The sequence below is a fragment of the Pleionea litopenaei genome (assembly GCF_031198435.1).
Lineage (GTDB): Bacteria > Pseudomonadota > Gammaproteobacteria > Enterobacterales > Kangiellaceae > Pleionea > Pleionea litopenaei.
On sequence record NZ_CP133548.1, the window covers coordinates 2140101 to 2157852 of the forward strand.

Below are 17752 nucleotides of genomic sequence, written 5' to 3' on the forward strand. Positions count from 1 at the left end.
AGATATTTCGAGCGACTCCAGTAAAAATACAATGCCTTCACAACCAGGTCAATACGCTAATCACACAAGGAATAGTCTTGTGGTACAGCGCCAGCGATAAAGGGTAAACAATCGCCAAACCATCCTTCTTTAGCCAGTACAATCCCAGCTGGCGGCTGCAGATTTAAAGACGTAGTTTCAACTTGACGAATAAAGTCGCCCCAGACTCGCATCGCACCGGTTGACCCAGTCAATAACATAGACTCGTTTGAGTCCATGCCAAGCCAACTGACTGCAACATAATTAGCACTGAAGCCAGCAAACCAACTATCTTTCAAATCATCCGTGGTTCCTGTTTTACCAGCAACGTTAAGCCCCTGAAGTTGCGTATTTAATTGTTCTGCAGTCCCTTCACTAACAACCTTTTGTAGCGATTGGTTAACTAAGTAAATCGCTTCGGGAGCAATCACTTGTTCCGCAGTATTACCATAACGATCAAGTAGACTTCCATCAGGAGCGGTGACACTCGAGATAACGCTCGACTCAACTTTTAGTCCTTGTGTGGCTAAGACTTGATAAAGTTTTAGTAGCTCATAGGGCGACATCTCTTGAGCTCCCAATGCTAGCGAAGGAAAGGCTTTCAATTGCCGGCGAAAGCCAGCATCGTAAAGAAGACTAATAATGCTTTCTAACCCAACGTCGAGCGCTAGGCGTGCGGTTGATAAGTTGTAAGAGTTAACCAATGCTTCTTGCAAGGAGACATCGCCATGCTCTTTTTTATCATAGTTCTGTGGTTTCCACAGCGATCCATCACTCGCCGTTAATGAAAAAGCACGATCATTGATTTTTGATGTTAAGGAATATTTCGACGCGCGTTGAAGAGCAGTCAGATAGACAAAAGGTTTGATGGCCGATCCCGTCTGCCGATAAGCGTCAATGGCACGATTAAAGCCATCATAGTTCGGATTTCTATCGCCTACTATAGCTAAAATATCACCACTAAAACGGCTACTGACAATCATTGCGCCTTGCAGTTCATCTGGCACTGAAGGATATTCTCGAGTGATCCATGCGACTCGGTTTTTAAGCGCTTGCTCTGCTGCATTTTGCACTTGTGGATCGATCGTCGTATAGACTGATAAGTCATCATGATTTAACTGATCAACCGTATAATGTTGCTTTAACTGACGACCGACCATACCAATCACCGCTGGCATACTCGATGTTTGACTCGACGCTTTCGCCACGACTTGCAAACTGCGCTGTTTAGCGCTAGACAGTTCTTCTTCGGTTATGTGATTATGCGCTTGTAGTTGCTCAAGAATTAAATTTCGACGAGCCAGTGCTCTTTCGCCATGTCGACGAGGGTCATAATAACTAGGTCCTCGCACTAAAGCGACCAAGGTGGCAACTTGAGAAAGGTTGAGCTGACTAATATCACGATCAAAATAAAACCGACTCGCTTTAGCAAACCCATGTATTGCTCTTCCACCATCTTGACCTAAATACACTTCATTGATGTAGGCTTGTAAAATTTCATCTTTCGAATAACGCCATTCAAGGGTTAGCGCCATTATTGCCTCACGTCCTTTGCGCCACAACGTTCGTTCGTTGGTGAGAAAGTAGTTTTTGACGAGCTGTTGAGTTAACGTACTACCACCTTGTGTAATCTTTCCGGCACTGACATTTTGAGTAAGTGCTCGAGCAATACCTTTGAACGAAATACCAATATGGTCAAAAAACTCTCTATCTTCAGAAACCAGTAAGGCTTCTACTAAGTTCAAGGGTAACTTATCTAAAGTCACTAACTCCCTATCTTCATTGACTAAAGGATTCACTCGCCCGATAAACTTTGGCTCAAGTCGAATACTATTTATGCCTTTCTCGCCGTCCAACACTCTTGATTTAATAACCTGACCATTGTCAATTTTCAAACTGATTTTGCGAGCCGGATAAAAGCCATCAGAATAATTAAATCCTCGAATATAGATAATAAAATCACTACCATAGTGTTCGAACTGTCCTGGCTCTAACGCTTTTATCGCGGTTCGATAATTCAATAATTTCAGTTCCATCAAGAGTTGCTTTTGGGTGATCGAAGAACCCTCAATCAAAGATAAGGAGCGAGAAAATACTTTCGCAGGAACTAACCATCGATTATTATCGAATTTCTCTTTTATTTCTGCGTCGCTATAAATGACTAGGCCGATAAAAAATACCAAGCCAACTAAGAATAGACGTAATATTATTTTCTTTATCATTTATTATAAAAATCTCTTTTGTTAATTCTTAGTGTATCGAGAAATTAAGTTTAGATTCTCAATAGTTAGAATTAGAGTCATTGCCATTTACAACTCTATTCGCTAATCTAAAAAATGTTTTTCATTAACGTGTTAGTTTTCTATAGACTAAAACCCGATTAAATCGTTTCACTTAAATTAATAAAATTATAACGACTCAAAACGGAGCCTCCTCTATGAAACTTGCCAATCGAGGGCATCACCGGTTATTTTTCGCACTCGACTTCGAGGACGACTTTAAACAACAATTGCATAGCTGGAGCATTAATCAGCCCATCGATGGCCGTAGAGTTGAACTTAACAACTTGCATTTAACGTTATTATTTTTGGGTAGCATCAAAAACCATCAAGTCTATGACATCATTGACAACGTCGAACTTCCTGAAATACCCACCTTTGACATCAGTGTACAAAAAACTGGTTATTTTCCAAAGCAAGAAATATTATTTTGTGAAATTTCTGAAGGAGAACAAGAAGTAATGCATATTTCTAGAGTTTTGAGCAACTCCATGCAACAGCTCAAAAGCCATCGAGAGAAGAAGCGCTTTGTTCCTCATATAACCCTTGCTCGAGATGCAAAACCTCCGGTTGACTTTCCTATCACCCCTACCCTGAGCACTCGCATCGACCGTTTTTGTTTGATGGAGTCAATTCAAGTTAAAAGCGGCATGCATTACGAAACGGTAGAGTCATGGCCACTAAAAACCATGAGCGAAAAAGAGATTATTCTAGGACGCTCTCTCGACGGTTAACGTCACCTTTTCAAGACAAAAAAAAGGAGAGCCTAAGCTCTCCTTTTTAATCGCAATCGCGTTACATTCCTGGCATACCTTGCATTGGTTTACCATTTACGAGAGGCTGACCGTTTTGAAAGGTTGCTTCTACTCGTAAGGTTCCATTGTCTCGTACCACAAAGTTCATTTGCTCATACTGTTGAACCATTGGGCTCAAACCACGATTGGCAAAAAATGCTTCCGGTGCTTCAGCATTTAATTTGGCATCAACGGCAGCAATCATCGCCATAGGCATTTGAGGATCAACTTTGTCTTTATCTACATTCACTGCTAATTGTGCTTTGATTGGACCATCGGTAGTAACAACTTGCGTATCTTTTAGCTCAATGCTCGGACCTTTTTGTACCAAAGTCATCATTAAAGCAGATAGCTCAGCGTTGTAGCCTGACGTGTCTAACCCTTCCATCACGGCTGCTTGCATTTTCTGAGTGACGGCTGAAATCTGTTGCAATGTATCTAGATCTAGATTTCTAAAATACAGATTCATAGTTGTATCGGTAAAGGTTTCATTCGCCACAGCGACTTTACCTGTTTTCATTTCCATAGAGATATCCATGGCTTGCTTGTCACTTCCGGTAAGTGCTGTAGCTGCTTTCATGTACATATCTTCAAATAAGAAGGCTTCTGGTCCTTTATTCATTTCTACTTTACCAAGTTTGTAAACGCCGTATCCTTCATACAAACCTGTTCCCGCTAACAAATCACCTGAAATAAGGGTTTGTTTCGAGTCAAACTCCATATTGTCAATCATGAAATTACCACGGCCGTCATTGAAACTCATGCCAGGCCAGTTTCCACTCGCATCAAGTTGCTTGAATCCTAAGTCAGTATCAACATGCATTTCGGCTTTAGCAATGTTTATCGAGTTGCCTTCCATCGCAAGTTCAAACCCTTTGAAGTAAAAGTCACCTTCAACTGATCCAGAAAAACCTGACATAAAATAAATATCAAACAAATCATCAATATTGATTTCTGGAGGTAATTCGGTTTTTAACTTATCACTTGGTAGGATATCTGTAGAAAGGAAAAACCAGCCGAACTTGACTCCTTCTTCAGTGAACATAACCGGACCATAACTTAAGGTTTGCTGCAAATGAAATATCACCTCTGGTGACGACTGATCACGAACATCGATAGTCGCAGACTTAGACAACAAGCCTGAGCTTTGCTCATTAACGACCGCAACAACAGGAAAAGTGCTATTAATTTTAGCCACTTCATCCTCAAAGACGGTTGCTGCATTGTTCTTAGCTACAAACAAAACACCAACGTATGCAACCAATAAAATTACAACCCCAATTAACAACTTTTTCATTTTTCTTCCTTTCTATTTCTCGCAAAAAATAACGTTAATGTCTGCGCATTACTATCAATGCACTGATTAAATACAGAGACATACAACTTAAAAATGATGGCTTAACATCACATTGCATCTTCTTCTCAGTCAATGACTGCTGAGAAAACTTACCCAAAATGACTCGAGTTACTCTTCTGTGATGACTTTCGCCAAAGTTCGAATACCTTTGCCAGTACCACCCGCCGATAAAAAGGCGGTCTCGGATCCATTCATACAGGCGGCCAAATCAAAGTGTACCCACCGGCGCCCTTTGCTAATAAACCGTGAAAGAAATCCGGCAGCATTACTTGCGCCACCAGGACCACCACCTTTCACCGCTTTACTATTAGCCGTATCTGCGTAACTTGATGGCGTTGCGGCCACATGAAACGGCTCTAGTGGTAATCGCCAATGTTTCTCTTGCACCTGTTGCGACGCTTGCAATACTTTTTGCGCAAGACCATCATCGAAACTGAATACCGCAATATAATGTTCACCAACCGCGGTTACCGCTGCGCCAGTCAGTGTGGCGGCATCTAAAATTAACTCAGCACCTGACTCACTCGCCAATATTAGCCCATCAGCGAGCACCAGCCTTCCTTCTGCGTCGGTATTAACAACTTCAACAGACACACCATTTTTGTAGGTTAATATGTCGCCAAGTTTGTAAGCGTGACCTGAAACTAGGTTCTCTGCGCAACAAAGATAGAGTTTAACTCGCCGATCCAGTCCTTGAGTAATGGCTAAAGCTAATGCTCCCGCCACGGTCGCTGCACCACCCATATCGCACTTCATATGCAACATCGACTCACTGGCTTTGAGGCTATAACCACCGGAATCAAAAGTGATCCCTTTCCCCACTAAAGCCACGGCAGGCGCGGCATCACCCCAGCCATCGGGGATAAAGTCTAATTCCAGTAATGCCGCTTCTCGATCACTGCCACGCCCAACACCATGAATCCCAATAAGGCCTTCATCAACTAAAGCTTGGCCGCTCACAATTCTAAAGTGCACATTGTCTGGTGCCAATGCCGCGATATAATCAGCCGCATCTTGTGCCAACCTCAAAGGGCTTAGATCTTCAGGCGTTCGATTGACTAACTCTCGAGTCCAATAACTAATTTGGGTTAAGTAGTTCAATTGCTCCAGAGACGAGGCCTCTAGCTCAGCAAACTCGACTTCGGCTGTACTTTTTGGTGAATAAGCCGCTTGAGCGAAAGCAAACTGACGCTCAAATGTCCAATGTTCGCCTGACAGCTTAAAGCTCTTAAAACCTAACGCCTGCAGATGACGACAACCCGATTGGATGGTTTCAAGCGGCAAATAGCTTGTCACGTGAATACAAGCCTGTTCTCCATCAAACGATAAAGGCGCTTTGGTGTTCCAAATACCTTGTGCTGGTTGTTCTGATAGCGTCACCAATAGACTAGCGGTCATTTCTACCCCTTGTTCGAAGTCAAAAAATTTGATGTATACACTAGCATGAATTGGTTTGCATTGCTGCTTTCTCGGCCAGCAAAAAAGTCCTTTTTATCAGTCGATTAGTGTCTTTTAAAATAGATGACCTAACTTTCCATGCTTGGTCGATAAATACTTTTCATTGTGCGGGTTCTTGCCGTATTTCATCGGCACACGTTCAACCACGTCTATTCCGGCTTCTTCAAGTGCTGCCACTTTGCGAGGATTATTGGTCATCAGTTTGATTTTGCTCACTTGCAACGCCTGCAACGTTCGACCTGCCAGAGTGAAATCTCGGGCATCGGCAGCAAAGCCTAATGACTCATTGGCTTCTACCGTATCCATTCCTTGGTCTTGAAGCGCATAGGCGCGAATTTTATTGACTAATCCTATGCCGCGACCTTCTTGTCGCAAATAAAGCAATACGCCACGACCAGCCTCAGAGATTTTTTGTAACGCTGCTTCTAACTGTGGACCGCAATCACAGCGCATACTAAACAGAGCGTCACCCGTTAGGCACTCCGAATGCACCCGTACCAACACAGGCTCATCACCCGACAGATCGCCCATGGTTAAGGCGACATGCTCTTTTTGGCTATCTTTGTCTTCTAATGCGTGAATTTCAAACTCACCCCATTGGGTGGGTAACTTCGCTTTTGCGGCATCGACTAACGACATAATTTAGATCCAGCAAATGGTGCTTTACCTGACTATCAATCCGACTATTTTACATCATTGCAGGTAAAAGCTGAATTTTGATCACGAAATAATAATAGATTCAGTTGATCAAACGCTTAATTGACGATGAAAATGACAGGCCATTGACCAATATTCATCCCAATCTTGCGGCGTCGTATCATGATCGCCATTCTCTAATACTAGCTCTATTCGAGGATTGACTGCGGCCAAGTCACGAGCATGCTGTACCGGAATGACATTGTCAGCGTAACCATGCACCAACAAGGTTGGCAACTGTAGCTGGCGCAACCGCTTGCGGTTGTCTAGAGGACTGTGCAATAAGAACCCTGGAATTCCGCGGCGAGCAAAAAATGGTCGAACACTGGTGAACGTAGATAGCAACCACAAACATTGTAGCGAGCGTTGGGTAGCCAACAATGAAATGACCCCACCGCCCATCGAACGCCCCAACCCAATCATTTGTGTTGCATCGACATCATCCCGCTGAACCAAGTAATCGTAGGCTGCGACAAATACTTCACTGAGTGTTCGCTCGTTCGCTTTGCCTTCACTGCGACCATAACCCGGAAACTCAACCAAACAATAATGGTATCCTTGCTCGAGCAATCCTTGCATTCGAGCGTGCCAGCTATCAATCAGTCCCACTTGGCCGTGTGCAACCAAGACCGTTGGTGCGGGCTGATTTGAACAGCGTACAAAGTGAATTTCAGTGTGACCGAAGCTGTGCTCTAAATGGATAACGTCGGTTTGTTTCGGCAACTCCAGTTGAGCAACGTCTACAGAGTAGTCTTGAACTTTATGGGTTGGAAAAAGAAATCGATTCTGAAACAACCAAAAAATTGACCAATAAATACCCACTGACATTAAAAGAATAACGAAAAGATAAAGCACAGGGCTGTTTCCCACGACACCTATTTTTCAACTATGCTAACACTGTTCGTTTCTAATGAGCATCAGTGATGACAATAATTTGTTCCATTGCAGACCTTAGCGAAGGCCAGCCTAAGATTATCGAGGTCGCTGGCATGGGCAGTCTTATCGTACTGTTAAAACGTGGACAAACGCAGGTTTTTAAAAATCGTTGCCCGCACGCAAACGCACGCTTAAACGCGGACTCTGACAACATTCTCGCCTACGATGAATACCATATCTACTGCCAGTTACACGGCGCTCAATTTGATCCCTACACAGGTCAATGCGTTCTGGGACCCTGCCGAGGTCAAGGGCTCACTCGACTATCAAGCGCCGTTGAAAAGGGGCTGGTTGTATTGAAAGATTTTGATCAACCAGACATTGTTTAAAAGCTTAATTGGCGGCGGAACAAGCGAGCAGCTAATTGATTTTGCGATGATTTCACATGCCTCAGTGAAAAGGTTAACATGCCTGCTTTAGCCACTAGACGATCCAAGTGAATGAAATTCGAACCACCCCTGCACTCAGCCACGTTAATTAAACGATACAAACGATTTTTAGCCGACGTAAGACTACCTAACGGCCAAGAAATTACCGTTCATTGCCCCAATACCGGGTCAATGAAAAACTGCTGGGCTGAGGGATGGACGGTATATTTGCAAGACTCGCAAAATCCCAAACGAAAATATCAATATACCTGGGTTATCTCTGAAACCCCAGCGGGCGATAGAATTGGAGTAAATACTCACTTTGCCAATAAGCTTGTTGAAGAAGCATTATTAGACGGGCGCTTAACAGAGTTCTCTGCACCCTTAAGCGTACGCAGAGAAGTTCCTTATGGGCAAGAAAACAGTCGAATTGACTTGTTGCTGGAGCAATCGTCAGGCCTGACCTATATTGAAGTTAAGAGCGTTACGTTATTAGAGCAAGACGGGAGTGGTTACTTTCCTGACGCAGTGAGCCAACGAGGTCAAAAGCATCTCAGAGAGTTGATAGAATTAGCTGAGCAGGGTGAGCATTCTGCGGCCTTAATTTTTTGTGTTCAGCATACCGGCATTCACCAAGTCAGTGCCGCGGAACACATAGATCCTGAATATGCGCACTTGTTACAAAAGGCACATCAGGCAGGCGTCGTGATTTGCGCTTATGGCATTGAGATAACCGATGACGAAATGCTGCTCAAGCATCCCATCAAAGTTGTTATAAGTGAATCTGTCGAATAGCCTTTTGCTGAATGATAATACTTGAACTTCTGGGATTAATCCCCATAATGCGTGTTTGCCTTAATGAATCTCCCTTAGCTTGGCGGCTCGGATAGGCGATGGCGATGTGATGAGTCGTTGAATTTTCTGTGTTTTTATCTTCTGCTCACCAACCGTCGCATTTAAACAAGCAGTATTAACCATTACTTTAGTTGGAGCAGTCAATGGCTCGAAAAACTCAAAAAGCAGCGACGTCGACTACCTTAGGTAACTTAGGTATAGCACCTTACAAAGAGAAGAAAGGTGAAGAATATATGAATGCGGATCAAAAAGCGCATTTCAGAAATATTCTTGAAACTTGGAAGAAACAGTTGATGGAAGAAGTCGATCGCACTGTGAACCACATGCAAGATGAGGCAGCGAACTTTCCCGATCCTGTCGATCGCGCTAGCCAAGAAGAAGAATTCAGCTTGGAACTGCGTACTCGAGATCGAGAGCGCAAGTTATTAAAGAAAATCTCAGGATCAATTCAAGAGATTGATGATGACGAATACGGTTACTGCGAATCATGCGGCGTTGAAATCGGCATACGCCGTCTAGAAGCCCGACCAACAGCTAACTTGTGCATCGATTGCAAAACCCTAGCTGAGATAAAAGAAAAACAGCTTGGTAAATAAACGCTACCGCTCAAGATGCCAGTCTTGAGCGGGTAACTTCTCTGCTCATCCTGTGATCTACCGCGGACGTTTTGCACCATCACCTACGGGCCAACTGCACTTTGGTTCTCTTGTCGCTGCGCTTGCTAGCTATTTAGATGCGAAGTCTCAGCAGGGTCAATGGTTAGTTAGAATAGAGGATCTCGACCCACCAAGAGAAATAGCAGGAGCCAGTGACGATATTCTTCGTGCCCTTGAAGTGTTTCAATTAGAGTGGGACGAATCGGTTCTCTATCAAAGTCGGCGTCATGGGCGTTACCAAGACATTTTAGATTCGTTAGAGCAGCGACAGCTTACCTACCACTGCCAATGCACCCGAAAAACCTTGGCCGAGCATTCGGGACACTACCCCAATCTGTGTCGCGATAAAAACTTACAGTTATCTGAGCCTGCCATACGTTTAAAACACCTCTTTCCCGTGCATCATTTCGACGATCGACTTCAAGGTCGAATACACCTTCCGACCCAAGGCGAGGCGGAAGATTTTATTTTACGCCGGCGAGATGGATTGTATGCTTATCAGCTTGCGGTGGTCGTTGATGATATTGATCAAGGCATTACTCATATCGTACGAGGAGCCGATTTAATTGATTCAACGTTTAAGCAAGCCCAGCTCTACCACTATTTAAACCATTTAGTCCCGCACTATTTGCATTTACCCTTGGCGGTTAATTCGGCTGGCCATAAGTTAAGTAAGCAAAATTACGCACCAGCCGTCTTAGAGCAGTCCGCTCCCCAAGCCATGAGCAATGCCTTAATGTTTCTTGGCCAACCGCTTCCGAAAGAATTACACCTAGCACCCTGCCAAGAACAATTAGTCTGGGCCACCCAACACTGGAGCCTCGATAAACTGCCTAAAAAGCGAGCTATCCCTCTTCCCTCAGCTGAATAAGCATGGTTAAAAAAGCGGCAAATACTTCCAATCTTTGGGTTTGCTGGTATGATCCGCACCTCATTTTAAGTATAGACTTAGTCATTGATGATTAATCAGATAATAAAAAAGTGGTTTAAGCGCCCTCATAATGCTCCTTCTGCACACGCGGTTACTCTGCCTCGTGCTGAGCATAATGTGTCGCGCAAGCTGATTAGCGTCAATGCATTGAAAGTGCTCAACCGCTTGCACAGCGCCAACTATCAAGCCTATTTAGTCGGTGGAGGAGTGCGCGATATTCTGCTCGGACTACAGCCTAAAGATTTTGACATCGCGACCAATGCGACCCCAGAAGAAATCAAGCGGCTTTTTAGAAACTGTCGAATCATCGGACGCCGCTTTCGGCTCGCGCACATTATGTTTGGCCGTGAAACCATTGAAGTTGCAACGTTTCGCGCCTCGCATAGTCAAGAGAATCCGCATGGACAACAGCACGAGTCCGGTATGCTGGTGCGCGACAATGTGTACGGCTCGCTTGAAGACGACGCATTGCGCCGCGACTTCACCATTAATGCGCTCTATTATTCCAGTGACGACTTCACCGTTCGAGATTTCACCGGTGGACTAGACGACCTGAAATTGCGTCAATTAAGGCTGATTGGCGATCCCGAAACTCGCTACAGAGAAGATCCGGTGAGAATGCTTAGAGCCGTTCGACTCAGTGCTAAATTAGGGCTATCCATAGAGGCGAACACCGCTCGGCCAATCACGTCTCTCGCCAGTCTGCTAAATAATGTCTCGGCTGCCCGGCTTTGGGATGAAAGCCATAAGCTATTACTCGCTGGATACGCCAAAGAAACCTTCACTCAGTTGCGAGCAATGAGTTTATTCGCGCCGTTATTTCCAGCCACAGCTAAATCGCTCGAAAATGACGACGGAACCTTTTTGAATTTTATTCAGGCCGCATTAGACAGTACGGATTTGCGTGCTCGCCAAGAAAAACCCATCACACCGGCATTTTTATACGCGGTTTTCTTATGGCAACCAGTGCAACAGCGTCAAGCTCAATTGCTTGAGCAAGGTATGAGCCACAACGATGCCTACCACAAAGCCATGGGCCATGTGATTGCTGAACAAAACCAGTTCATATCGATTCCTAAACGATTTAGTTTAGTGATGCGTGATATTTGGGCGATGCAACCACGTTTAGAGAACCGAACACATAAATCTTACCGGCTGTTAGAACATCCAAAGTTTCGTGCCGCCTATGACTTTCTGGTCTTAAGGGCACAAGCCGATGAGGCCCTCGCTTCAACGGCCAGTTGGTGGACACGCTACCAAGAGGCGTCGCCTGAAGGGCAAAGAAGTATGACGCAGGCCTTGGGCAAAAAACGTTCGGGCAAGCGTCGAAACTACAAGAAAAGGCGCTCGCAGTCTAAGCCTCAAAATTCATGAACGATACGCTCGTTTATCTTGGCTTAGGCAGTAACCTAAGCAGCCCTAGACAGCAATTAGAGAGTGCTTTATCGGCACTCAAGCCATTGTCGACAGACCAACAAATAGACTGCTCTTCGTTCTACTTAAGCCGCCCTCTTGGACCACAAGACCAAAATGATTTTGTGAATGCCGTCGCTGCTTTTCGAACATTCCTAGCGCCTCTAGACCTACTCGATCAGTTGCAAACCATTGAGTTACAACAAGGTCGAGTTCGAAAAGAACATCGTTGGGGTCCAAGAACCCTAGATTTGGATATCTTATTGTTTGGCGACAAAGCCATTGACCTGCCACGATTGAAAGTGCCACACTATCATATGATGCAACGGAACTTCGTCATTTTGCCGTTGTTTGAATTAGCGCCAAATCTAGTCTTTCCCGATGGACAAAACATCGCGCAAGTCGTGGCCACGTTGCCCCAAGATGGGATTGAAAAATTGAACTAAACTCTCAGGATCCTAGAGTGAGTCTTACAGAGCCTAGCCAAAAAAAATTTATTGCAATTGAAGGTCCGATTGGCGTCGGAAAAACTACCCTCGCGCGCAAACTTGCTGAGTATTATCAAGCAGAATTGTTGCTTGAAGGTGCCGACGAAAATCCATTTTTACCGCGCTTTTACCAAGATCCTAAAGCTGGCGCATTGCCGACTCAGTTGTACTTTTTGTTCCAACGCGCCCGGCAGCTTAAAGAACTCCGTCAGGGAGACATGTTTATTCCGACGTATGTTTCCGACTTTTTAATGGATAAAGATCGACTGTTTGCTCAAGTGACGCTAGATAGCGATGAATTAAGTTTGTATCAGCAGGTTTATGACAATTTAACCATTGATACGCCGCAACCAGATTTGGTTATTTATTTGCAAGCGCCGGTTAATGTATTGCTCGATCGAATACGCAAACGTGCCACTCCTCATGAAGCGATTATTCAAAAAGAATACTTAGAAAAAATATCCGACGCTTACATGGAGTTTTTTCATTACTATCAAGGCAGCCCTTTATTAATTGTAAATGCTTCGGGCATTGATTTGGTTGAAAATCAACACGACTATCAGCAATTGCTTGAGCGCATTCAAGAAACCAATAGTGGTCGTCATTATTTCAACCCTAAACCCATAAACATTTAAAAAATATGATGAAAAAAGTAACGCTATCTACCTTGCAACAGTTAAAGAAAAGCGGCGAACCGATTACCGTTCTAACCGCTTATGATGCTACCTTTGCTAAGCTACAAGAACGCGCAGGGGTTGAAGTCATTTTAATCGGCGACTCATTGGGGAATGTTATACAAGGACACCAAACAACGGTGCCTGTAACTATCGAAGACATGTGTTACCACATCGCAAATGTTGCTCGAGGCTGTAACGTCCCTCTGCTAATCGGTGACTACTCTTATATGAGTTATGCGACACCTGAACAGGCTTACTTTAATGCCACTAAGTTGATGCAAGCTGGCGCCAATATGGTCAAGCTTGAAGGTGGAGCCTGGTTAAGTGAAACTATTCAAGGCTTAACAGAGCGCGGAATTCCCGTCTGTGCCCACCTTGGGTTAACACCTCAATCGGTCGATGCTTTAGGCGGTTTTAAAGTGCAAGGTAAAGAGCAAGCGAGTGCCGATAAGTTGCTCGCCGACGCTTTAGCGGTAGAACAAGCTGGAGCCAAGTTACTCGTGCTTGAGTGCGTGCCAGCGGCTCTTGCAAAATCAATCAGTGAGCAGTTATCCATTCCTACCATTGGTATTGGCGCTGGTGTCAACTGTGATGGTCAAGTATTAGTTATGCACGACATGCTTGGGCTAAATGAACAGTTCTCTCCCAAATTCGTAAAAAACTTTTTAACGGATTCTGATGGCGATATTCGAGGCGCCTTTGAGGCTTTTGTGAAACAAGTAAAGGCTCGAGAATTTCCCACTGAGCAACACAGTTTTTAACTTAAACCGCTTCTAAAAAAGGAAGAGTCTGTGGAGTCGTTTAGTCAACAGTCTGAGCTGCAAGAAGCCCTCAAAGCAGCTCGTCGTGAAGGTAAAACCATTGCCTTTGTGCCTACGATGGGCAATTTGCACGAAGGTCATCTAAGCTTGATGCACCAAGCCAAACAACATGCTGATATTTGCGTTGCGAGTATTTTTGTTAACCCATTGCAGTTCGGCCCAAATGAAGACTTTGATGCCTACCCTAGAACACTGCAACAAGACCAAGAAAAACTGCAGTCAGAGCGCGTTGACTTTTTATACTTACCCACCATTGACGATATTTATCCGCGTGGCATGGATAAGCATACTCAAGTAAAAGCTATCGACCAGTTAACCAATAAATTATGCGGCGCCAGTCGGCCCAATCATTTTCTTGGCGTGACGACCATCGTCAACATCCTCTTCAACATTGTGCAACCCGATATTGCAATTTTCGGCAAGAAAGATTTTCAACAGTTGCAAGTGATTAAACGAATGGTTGACGACTTGTGCATGCCCATCGACATTATTGGCGGTAAGATTGTACGAGAAAAAAATGGCCTGGCCATGAGTTCAAGAAATGGCTATCTAAGTGATTTAGAGAAAGACCAAGCATCGCATCTACGCGCCACCATTATTGCTACTCAAAAACAAATTGAAGCTGGTGATCGAGACTATTCTTCTCTTATTCGAGATGCACAGAAGCATTTGAAGCAAGATGGCTTTAAGGTCGATTACTTTGAAATTGTGAACCGAGCAACGTTAGAGCCGGCAAAAGAACAAGATAGAGAGTTACTCATAGCAGCCGCGGCTTGGCTAGGTCAACCACGTCTTATTGATAATCAAGAAGTGGATATTTAATTAAGACTTCACTAATAATTAAGACTTCACTAAAAAGACTCAATTAAAAGTCCCCCTGAGTTTAGAACTTCAATCCTTGATGAGTAGTGTGCATTTAACGGAGTTGCACCATCAACCCACTACTCATCAAAATCAACTCTAACAATCAAACCCAATAATCAAGTCTATAAATCAATTACACGTCAGGTTAACTTTTTTCACGTAACCGTCACCCATCTGTTTTTTTCGAAAGCCAAGCGTTTTGTCAAAGACCTTGAAGAAACCATCATCACCGGTCCATTTACGACGTCGGTCATGACTAACGGCATAATAGTAGAAGTAGGGAGAACTCACCGTTCGTCTAACACGACTTTGCTTATCAGTGTCGTAGAAACCATCGTTAATCCACTGATTTTTTGAGTTTTTGTAACGCAAAATAAACCACACTCGATCATGACAGCCAACTGAAATTTCAACCTGCTTCAAGTTATTCGCTGACGATAACTTTTTATGATACGTCTGTTCGTCCACCTGATCGCGCTTCCAACGACTCACCATTTGTTTAACATTTGAGTTCAATGCAACAGCGACATTCGTGACCGACTCAACATCCCCAACAAAATTCCCGGAGCTTTTACCCGAGCTATCGCGTACCATCGACTGGCGGTTACCACCTGTCCATGAAATAACGCCACGAACATAACGTCCTTTATCAAAATACGCGCTTCCACTGGCACCGCGCTGATAGTCACAATAGGTTCCAACCTGTTGGTACTTTTCATTTGAAAAGCGATCAATTTCATAGGTCAAGCAAGAGTCACCCCAAACTTGATTTTTAGTGTCTCCAGAGTAACCAAAATATTGCAGCGCATAATTAGGATATTGGCGTCCCAAATTCTCCATATAAAGTGTCGCTTCTTTCACGTAATTGTCATAATTTCCTAAGTTTTTTGACCACAAAGCTTGTCGTTGATCGGCAATCTCTTGTTTTAGATCGGCGGGTATCGGTTGGTAAACACCAAACCCCAAATAACCTAAACGCTCGCCCACGGGCTCGGTTAATTTTACAACAGCGATATCGGCATTGTTTCGTCGCATGGTCGAGTTAGGGTAGTCCTTAGGCATATAGATATCGGTTACGCCATAACGGCCATAGGGAATGTAATCGCCATCTCGGCCAGGCGTAAAGTACATACGCTTATGAAACTTTTTAGCGTCCATATCGAAGACACAATGGGCAGCAGTAATAACATGTTGCGGCGATATTAACGCTCCGCTACAACTGCTCCACTTGCCGTTGTATTTTTCAGACGTAAACTGCCCAATAGCACGGTAAGGGTACACGGTGGTTTTACCAGGACGAAAACGACTGTCTTTTCCAATGACGCCAAACTCAGATGAATTTTCATCGGGCAAAGGTTGTGCTGGAGGTAAAGGATCTAATCCTTCACTCATGCTCGGAATAAATGGCTCAGCGCTTTCATCGAGTTCTTCTTGTTGTGCTTGAGCGGTCATTGCGATCGAAAACAAACTCAATGCAACCGTTGCAGCAGTTAGAGTGAATGACGTTTTTTTATGTCCCATACCATCAACCTCTTATTATTATTGATAACTCTGGTTATAAACCTATGACTCGTTAGCCGACTCGGCTTGATGCGCAATGTAGGCTTTGATCAACTCTACAAAGTTTAGCATGTTGGCATCGGCATCCAATTCCGCTAAGAAGAAGTGAGATTCGCCTTCCCAAGTACAAAACGCAAAACCACTGCCACCGTCTTCTCGCTCCATTAACTCAAGGGTGTAGTAACTTATTTTATGCTCTTTACCCTCCATGTTTTGCAATTCGGAGAATTCATGTTGGCTGACGACGGCCAAGTACAAGCATTCAATGTACGCCTGCGGTAAAGGCAGCTGAATAATCACGGTTGGACGCTGCTCGACTTGGGTCAACTGAACCTTAAAGTCATTTAAATCGTAGTCTATGCCATCGTTAGCAATCGACTTTACGCGCTCTACCAGTTGCGCCACTGCGTTCGCTTGCTGTTCTGATCCCATCATATGAAAGAAAAACTCAGGATCTTGCTCCGCGGCTTGTCGAAAGGCTTCGTGGCCTAGTAAGTAATGGCTATGCCGTGGCTCTTCATTGATTGGCGCTTGTGTCATTTTGATTTACCTATTTAACATTTCGTATTTCGAGCATTGCTCGACATTATTCAATGGATACTTATTGCGATCAGTACTGCTATTTCGATCGGTACGACTATTCGATCGGTACAACTATTCGAGCAGTACGACTACTCGATCGATACCACAATTCGATTGAGGCGGTTAATTTATCCCTTCCTCGGTGTCGAATAGCGAATCAGCGTTATAGCACAAACTGACTCTATCGAATCGCCAGGAAAACTATTGACGATGGTCAATTCGTTATGGGGTTAAGCCTACCACGAAAATTTCTCTAGTGATCCAAAGAATATTCGACAATGTACTCGACGTGGGCTGAAAGTGAGTCAATCAATGGTGTCGAGGTAAGTGATTGATTCAAAAGCATGCCTATTTCCGTACACCCAAGAACGACGGCTTCTGCCCCGGCCTGCTCGAGCCAATCGACTTGTGCCAAGTAATAGTCGCGCGAACTTTTCAATACCTGCCCAGTCACTAACTCTTCAAAAATAATTCGATTCACTTCTTTACGAGCGATAGGTTCGGGAACCAGCATTTCAATATGTCGTTGCAGTAAAGCATCGCGATAAAACGGCATTTCCATGGTAAATTCGGTGCCTAGCACACCCAGTTTAGTGGCTGAGCGCTCGACCATTGTATTCTGCTTACCCGCTGCTGGCGTCGGTAACTTTCGAGCTAACGCATCGGCGATGTGTAACACCGGAAGCTGAACGCCTTGTTCAACGTCGGCGGCGACTTGATGCATGGTGTTAGCGCAAATAACCAAGGCCTCTACGCCAGCAGATTTCATCGCTAATGCATCGGCAATAAATTGTTCGGCAATTTTGTCCCATTGGTGGGTTACTTGAAATTCATGAAAGGGCGCAAAATTAACGCTACGAATCATCAAGTCGGCTGAGGTTAATCCACCCTCTTGATCTTGAACGGCCTGGTTGATCAAGCGGTAATAATCTAAAGTAGAATGCCAACTGGTGCCGCCGAGTAGCCCGAGTTTTTTCACTTTAAAATCCTATTTTTATA

At 44.2% G+C, this 17752-nt stretch carries 18 protein-coding genes; 10 read left to right on the plus strand and 8 right to left on the minus strand.

The features are described from left to right. Window positions 1-56: 56 nt before the first annotated feature. Window positions 57-2240: a penicillin-binding protein 1B gene (gene mrcB / locus Q9312_RS09675; protein WP_309204418.1), complete on the minus strand. Its 2184-nt coding sequence runs from the start codon at window positions 2238-2240 to the stop codon at window positions 57-59. Between the two features lie 215 nt (window positions 2241-2455). On the opposite strand from mrcB, the gene thpR reads away from it, so the two are divergent. Then, window positions 2456-3031 (plus strand): RNA 2',3'-cyclic phosphodiesterase, encoded by a 576-nt coding sequence (gene thpR / locus Q9312_RS09680; RefSeq protein WP_309204419.1) that lies wholly within the window; start codon window positions 2456-2458, stop codon window positions 3029-3031. Between the two features lie 61 nt (window positions 3032-3092). Here thpR and Q9312_RS09685 read toward each other — a convergent pair whose 3' ends face one another. The 4 genes from Q9312_RS09685 to Q9312_RS09700 form a co-directional block, all read right to left on the minus strand. Then, entirely contained in the window at window positions 3093-4388 is a 1296-nt protein-coding gene (locus Q9312_RS09685; protein WP_309204421.1) for a DUF945 family protein, read from the minus strand. A gap of 168 nt (window positions 4389-4556) precedes the next feature. Then, the gene (gene pepB / locus Q9312_RS09690; protein WP_309204422.1) at window positions 4557-5846 is read right to left on the minus strand and encodes an aminopeptidase PepB; all 1290 of its coding nucleotides are present in this window, start codon (window positions 5844-5846) and stop codon (window positions 4557-4559) included. A 114-nt stretch (window positions 5847-5960) separates the two neighbouring features. Then, window positions 5961-6545 (minus strand): GTP cyclohydrolase II, encoded by a 585-nt coding sequence (ribA, locus tag Q9312_RS09695; protein WP_309204424.1) that lies wholly within the window; start codon window positions 6543-6545, stop codon window positions 5961-5963. Window positions 6546-6653: 108 nt separating this feature from the next. Next, window positions 6654-7457 (minus strand): alpha/beta hydrolase, encoded by an 804-nt coding sequence (locus Q9312_RS09700; RefSeq protein ID WP_309204426.1) that lies wholly within the window; start codon window positions 7455-7457, stop codon window positions 6654-6656. A gap of 68 nt (window positions 7458-7525) precedes the next feature. Between Q9312_RS09700 and Q9312_RS09705 the strand changes: the two genes are divergently transcribed. The 9 genes from Q9312_RS09705 to panC all read left to right on the plus strand — a co-directional run bounded on the left by Q9312_RS09705 (window position 7526) and on the right by panC (window position 14569). Then, a complete protein-coding gene (locus tag Q9312_RS09705) occupies window positions 7526-7867 on the plus strand; it encodes a Rieske (2Fe-2S) protein (RefSeq protein ID WP_309204499.1) in 342 nt (113 codons plus the stop codon). A gap of 111 nt (window positions 7868-7978) precedes the next feature. Continuing rightward, a complete protein-coding gene (gene sfsA / locus Q9312_RS09710) occupies window positions 7979-8701 on the plus strand; it encodes a DNA/RNA nuclease SfsA (RefSeq protein WP_309204427.1) in 723 nt (240 codons plus the stop codon). A gap of 203 nt (window positions 8702-8904) precedes the next feature. Further along, window positions 8905-9357 (plus strand): RNA polymerase-binding protein DksA, encoded by a 453-nt coding sequence (gene dksA / locus Q9312_RS09715; protein ID WP_309204428.1) that lies wholly within the window; start codon window positions 8905-8907, stop codon window positions 9355-9357. Between the two features lie 52 nt (window positions 9358-9409). Continuing rightward, window positions 9410-10288 carry a tRNA glutamyl-Q(34) synthetase GluQRS gene (gene gluQRS, locus Q9312_RS09720; protein WP_309204430.1) on the plus strand — a complete coding sequence of 293 codons (879 nt, stop codon included), beginning with the start codon at window positions 9410-9412 and terminating at the stop codon, window positions 10286-10288. Window positions 10289-10375: 87 nt separating this feature from the next. Continuing rightward, window positions 10376-11722, plus strand: coding sequence for a polynucleotide adenylyltransferase PcnB (gene pcnB / locus Q9312_RS09725; RefSeq protein ID WP_309204432.1), 1347 nt, complete (start codon window positions 10376-10378; stop codon window positions 11720-11722). After that, the gene (gene folK, locus Q9312_RS09730) at window positions 11719-12207 is read left to right on the plus strand and encodes a 2-amino-4-hydroxy-6-hydroxymethyldihydropteridine diphosphokinase (RefSeq protein WP_309204433.1); all 489 of its coding nucleotides are present in this window, start codon (window positions 11719-11721) and stop codon (window positions 12205-12207) included. The genes pcnB and folK overlap by 4 nt, the downstream gene beginning before the upstream one ends. Window positions 12208-12224: 17 nt before the next feature. Further along, window positions 12225-12884 (plus strand): deoxynucleoside kinase, encoded by a 660-nt coding sequence (locus Q9312_RS09735; protein ID WP_309204435.1) that lies wholly within the window; start codon window positions 12225-12227, stop codon window positions 12882-12884. 5 nt (window positions 12885-12889) lie between these two features. Beyond that, on the plus strand, window positions 12890-13687 hold the full coding sequence (panB, locus tag Q9312_RS09740) for a 3-methyl-2-oxobutanoate hydroxymethyltransferase (RefSeq protein ID WP_435408736.1): 798 nt from the start codon (window positions 12890-12892) through the stop codon (window positions 13685-13687). 30 nt (window positions 13688-13717) lie between these two features. After that, window positions 13718-14569 (plus strand): pantoate--beta-alanine ligase, encoded by an 852-nt coding sequence (gene panC / locus Q9312_RS09745; RefSeq protein ID WP_309204436.1) that lies wholly within the window; start codon window positions 13718-13720, stop codon window positions 14567-14569. Between the two features lie 171 nt (window positions 14570-14740). Here panC and Q9312_RS09750 read toward each other — a convergent pair whose 3' ends face one another. The 3 genes from Q9312_RS09750 to Q9312_RS09760 form a co-directional block, all read right to left on the minus strand. Continuing rightward, window positions 14741-16132 carry a trypsin-like serine peptidase gene (locus Q9312_RS09750; RefSeq protein ID WP_309204437.1) on the minus strand — a complete coding sequence of 464 codons (1392 nt, stop codon included), beginning with the start codon at window positions 16130-16132 and terminating at the stop codon, window positions 14741-14743. Window positions 16133-16174: 42 nt separating this feature from the next. Continuing rightward, on the minus strand, window positions 16175-16711 hold the full coding sequence (locus tag Q9312_RS09755) for a hypothetical protein (RefSeq protein ID WP_309204439.1): 537 nt from the start codon (window positions 16709-16711) through the stop codon (window positions 16175-16177). A 295-nt stretch (window positions 16712-17006) separates the two neighbouring features. Next, window positions 17007-17732 (minus strand): aspartate/glutamate racemase family protein, encoded by a 726-nt coding sequence (locus Q9312_RS09760; RefSeq protein ID WP_309204440.1) that lies wholly within the window; start codon window positions 17730-17732, stop codon window positions 17007-17009. Window positions 17733-17752 lie beyond the last annotated feature (20 nt).

What these genes read in the sequence shown, in the direction of transcription:
- mrcB (WP_309204418.1), bottom strand. Translation starts at nt 2,240, where the DNA reads ATGATAAAGAAAATAATATTACGTCTATTCTTAGTTGGCTTGGTATTT.
- thpR (WP_309204419.1), top strand. Translation starts at nt 2,456, where the DNA reads ATGAAACTTGCCAATCGAGGGCATCACCGGTTATTTTTCGCACTCGAC.
- Q9312_RS09685 (WP_309204421.1), bottom strand. Translation starts at nt 4,388, where the DNA reads ATGAAAAAGTTGTTAATTGGGGTTGTAATTTTATTGGTTGCATACGTT.
- pepB (WP_309204422.1), bottom strand. Translation starts at nt 5,846, where the DNA reads ATGACCGCTAGTCTATTGGTGACGCTATCAGAACAACCAGCACAAGGT.
- ribA (WP_309204424.1), bottom strand. Translation starts at nt 6,545, where the DNA reads ATGTCGTTAGTCGATGCCGCAAAAGCGAAGTTACCCACCCAATGGGGT.
- Q9312_RS09705 (WP_309204499.1), top strand. Translation starts at nt 7,526, where the DNA reads ATGACAATAATTTGTTCCATTGCAGACCTTAGCGAAGGCCAGCCTAAG.
- sfsA (WP_309204427.1), top strand. Translation starts at nt 7,979, where the DNA reads ATGAAATTCGAACCACCCCTGCACTCAGCCACGTTAATTAAACGATAC.
- dksA (WP_309204428.1), top strand. Translation starts at nt 8,905, where the DNA reads ATGGCTCGAAAAACTCAAAAAGCAGCGACGTCGACTACCTTAGGTAAC.
- pcnB (WP_309204432.1), top strand. Translation starts at nt 10,376, where the DNA reads ATGATTAATCAGATAATAAAAAAGTGGTTTAAGCGCCCTCATAATGCT.
- folK (WP_309204433.1), top strand. Translation starts at nt 11,719, where the DNA reads ATGAACGATACGCTCGTTTATCTTGGCTTAGGCAGTAACCTAAGCAGC.
- panB (WP_435408736.1), top strand. Translation starts at nt 12,890, where the DNA reads ATGATGAAAAAAGTAACGCTATCTACCTTGCAACAGTTAAAGAAAAGC.
- Q9312_RS09750 (WP_309204437.1), bottom strand. Translation starts at nt 16,132, where the DNA reads ATGGGACATAAAAAAACGTCATTCACTCTAACTGCTGCAACGGTTGCA.
- Q9312_RS09755 (WP_309204439.1), bottom strand. Translation starts at nt 16,711, where the DNA reads ATGACACAAGCGCCAATCAATGAAGAGCCACGGCATAGCCATTACTTA.